Here is a 3,545-nt window from a genome sequence, read left to right on the forward strand (position 1 = left end):
GTCCAAGCGGGTTGAACAGGCCAAACGGAAGGCAGGACGGTTGTGGGCAGATGTGGTGCGTCAGAATCTACCGTGTCTGCAGCGGTCATCCGGGACGCCGATCCATCAAGCGTTGTCGGCGCTTCGGGATTTTGGTTGGGTGTAAAAAAATGGAATACAATATCATCACTTCAAGATGAGGGATGAGAGTCCAAAAGCGCTTACGATATCAATTCCTGAAAATGGTTCGCTAACTAGTGATTGACAACACCCGTAGTGAACCGAAAAAATGTTCTCCACAAAGTCTTGACTGACTCAAACCGTAAGCCATCCTTGCATAAGGGTGGCTTTCTCGTTATAATACGTAATAGATAAAGGTCAAAAAAAGTCAAAGTCAAAGGGGTGAGTGCGATGAATATGCAACAAATGACGGAAAAAGTGCAAGAGGCGTTCATGCGAGCGCAATCGTTAGCAACAGAAAAACAACATCAAGAAGTGGACGTTGAACACGTTTGTGTGGCGCTTTTCGAACAAGAAGATGGGCTTGCACGTCGCATTTATGAAAAAATGTCTGTTTCCGTTTCAAGTTTGTTAGATGAGTGGAACAAACAGCTCAACAAAAAACCCCAAATCATTTCCAGTTCGGAAGCCGGAAAAATATATGTCACGAGCCGTTTGCAGCAATGGCTTGTTCGGGCGGAACAAGAAGCGAAACAAATGAAAGATGAATATATATCGGTTGAGCACTTGTTGCTTGCGCTCGTTGACGATAAAGAAGCGAAACATACATTATCACGCTATGGAATCGAGCGAGAAAAGCTATTGCAAACGATTATGGAAATAAGGGGGAATCAACGAGTGGTTAGTCCAAATCCGGAAGCGACATATGAAGCATTGCAAAAATACGGCCGCGATTTAGTGGCGGAAGTGAAAGCTGGAAAAATTGATCCAGTCATCGGCCGCGATAGCGAAATTCGCCGCGTCATTCGCATTTTATCGCGCAAAACGAAAAACAATCCTGTTTTAATTGGAGAGCCGGGCGTTGGAAAAACGGCGATTGTTGAAGGGCTCGCCCAACGTATCGTGCGCAAAGACGTGCCAGAAGGATTAAAAGATAAAACGATTTTTGCGCTAGATATGAGTGCGCTTATTGCAGGAGCAAAGTTTCGGGGAGAGTTTGAGGAGCGGTTAAAAGCGGTATTAAATGAGGTAAAGAAAAGCGAGGGGCGCATCATTTTATTTATTGATGAACTGCATACGATCGTCGGTGCGGGACGGACGGATGGGGCGCTTGATGCAGGGAATATGTTGAAGCCGATGCTTGCGCGCGGAGAATTGCATTGCATTGGGGCAACGACGCTTGATGAATATCGTCAATATATTGAAAAAGACCCCGCGCTCGAACGCCGTTTCCAACAAGTGCTCGTAGAAGAGCCGACGGTCGAAGATACGATTTCGATTTTGCGCGGCTTAAAAGAGCGGTTTGAAATTCATCACGGCGTGAACATCCATGACGGTGCGCTCGTTGCGGCGGCGACGCTGTCCGATCGTTACATTTCTGATCGCTTTTTGCCTGATAAAGCGATTGACCTTGTTGATGAAGCGTGCGCGATGATTCGAACGGAAATCGATTCGATGCCGACAGAGTTAGATGAAGTGATGAGAAAAATGATGCAGCTTGAAATTGAAGAAGCGGCGTTGAAAAAAGAGCAAGATGAAGCGAGCAAACAGCGCTTGCAAGCGTTGTCGCAAGAGCTTGCGAATTTGCGCGAAAAAGCAAATGCGATGAAAGCGCAATGGGAAAAAGAAAAAGAAGCGATTCAACACGTGCGCGCGTTGCGTGAGCAGTTAGAAAAAGCGAAGCGCGAGTTAGAAGAGGCGGAAAACAATTACGATTTAAATAAAGCGGCAGAATTGCGCCACGGACGCATTCCGCAACTCGAAAAACAATTAAAACAGCTAGAAGAAACGGAAAAAGAGAGACGATTGTTGCGCGAGGAAGTGACGGAGGAAGAAATCGCCACAATCGTGTCAAAATGGACGGGCATTCCGGTCACAAAACTTGTTGAAGGCGAACGCGAAAAGCTGTTGCGGTTAACCGACATTTTACATGAGCGCGTCATCGGGCAAGACGAGGCGGTACAATTAGTGAGTGATGCCGTGTTGCGCGCACGCGCAGGCATGAAAGATCCGAATCGTCCGATCGGTTCATTTCTTTTCCTCGGTCCGACAGGTGTCGGAAAAACAGAATTGGCGAAGGCGTTAGCGGAAGCGCTTTTCGATAGCGAAGAACAGATTATTCGCATCGATATGTCGGAGTATATGGAGAAACACGCAGTTTCTCGTTTAATCGGGGCGCCTCCAGGATATGTTGGCTATGAAGAAGGTGGACAGCTGACGGAAGCGGTGCGCAGAAAGCCGTACGCTGTCATTTTGCTTGATGAAATCGAAAAAGCGCATCCGGAAGTGTTTAACATTTTACTGCAAATGTTAGATGACGGTCGCATGACGGATTCGCAAGGAAGAACGGTCGATTTTAAAAATACGGTCGTCATTATGACGTCAAATATTGGCTCGCATACGTTGTTAGAAGCGGTCGATGCGCATGGTGACATAAACGAAGAAGCGCGTGAACAAGTGTTGAAACAATTGCGAGCACATTTTAGACCAGAGTTTTTAAACCGAGTGGACGACATTGTACTATTTAAACCGTTAACCGCACGCGAAGTGAAAAGTATTGTGGATAAGTTTATGACACAATTAGAGGAGCGACTAGCAGAGCGACATATGACGATCACGTTAACGGACGAAGCAAAAACGTATATTGCGACACATGGATTTGACCATGTGTATGGCGCTCGTCCGCTCAAACGGTTTATCCAAAAACATATTGAAACGAAGCTTGCGCGTGAAATCATTGCAGGACGTATTGGAGATTACAGCACCGTTACGATCGATATCGAAGGCGACGAATTCGTCGTAAAAAAAGGATAAACGGACGTATGCCGTTTATCCTTTTTTAATGATGCACAGGGTCGTTCGGAATGAGTTGGGCGATCAATAAAATGAGAACGGTTGCAACGACAGCGAGCGTCGTGCCTGTTTCGAAATGGTACGCAACGCCGATCATCGAGCTGACGACGTATGTCACCATATTTACTAATAAAAACGTCCAGAAAAACGTCCAAAAAATACGCATGTAACTCCCTCCTTTACGCTCTTTTTTTATCTTAACATAAATGGTGAATAGACGAAAATGAAAAATTGCAACGGAGTCAGTCAAGACTTTGTGGAGAACATTTTTTCGGTTCACTACGGGTGTTGTCAATCACTAGTTAGCGAACCATTTTCAGGAATTGATATCGTAAGCGCTTTTGGACTCTCATCCCTCATCTTGAAGTGATGATATTGTATTCCATTTTTTTACACCCAACCAAAATCCCGAAGCGCCGACAACGCTTGATGGATCGGCGTCCCGGATGACCGCTGCAGACACGGTAGATTCTGACGCACCACATCTGCCCACAACCGTCCTGCCTTCCGTTTGGCCTGTTCAACCCGCTTGG

The 3,545-nt window shown here is 46.1% G+C and carries 2 protein-coding genes and 2 pseudogenes; 2 read left to right on the plus strand and 2 right to left on the minus strand.

The window, feature by feature from the left end; genetic code table 11:
• Both LH47_RS15735 and clpB read left to right on the plus strand, forming a co-directional pair.
• Nucleotides 1-145: pseudogene (locus LH47_RS15735) on the plus strand (UPF0236 family protein); the annotation flags it as partial.
• A 245-nt stretch (nucleotides 146-390) separates the two neighbouring features.
• Nucleotides 391-2,973: an ATP-dependent chaperone ClpB gene (gene clpB / locus LH47_RS14340; RefSeq protein WP_043968645.1), complete on the plus strand. Its 2,583-nt coding sequence runs from the start codon at nucleotides 391-393 to the stop codon at nucleotides 2,971-2,973.
• Between the two features lie 25 nt (nucleotides 2,974-2,998).
• On the opposite strand, the gene LH47_RS14345 is transcribed toward clpB, so the two are convergent.
• Together LH47_RS14345 and LH47_RS15740 are read right to left on the minus strand one after the other, a co-directional pair.
• The gene (locus LH47_RS14345) at nucleotides 2,999-3,178 is read right to left on the minus strand and encodes a YjzD family protein (protein WP_043968647.1); all 180 of its coding nucleotides are present in this window, start codon (nucleotides 3,176-3,178) and stop codon (nucleotides 2,999-3,001) included.
• Nucleotides 3,179-3,402: 224 nt separating this feature from the next.
• A pseudogene (locus LH47_RS15740) lies at nucleotides 3,403-3,545 on the minus strand (UPF0236 family protein); the annotation flags it as partial.

The sequence above is a fragment of the Anoxybacillus thermarum genome (assembly GCF_000836725.1).
In the GTDB taxonomy this organism is placed as follows: Bacteria; Bacillota; Bacilli; order Bacillales; family Anoxybacillaceae; genus Anoxybacillus; species Anoxybacillus thermarum.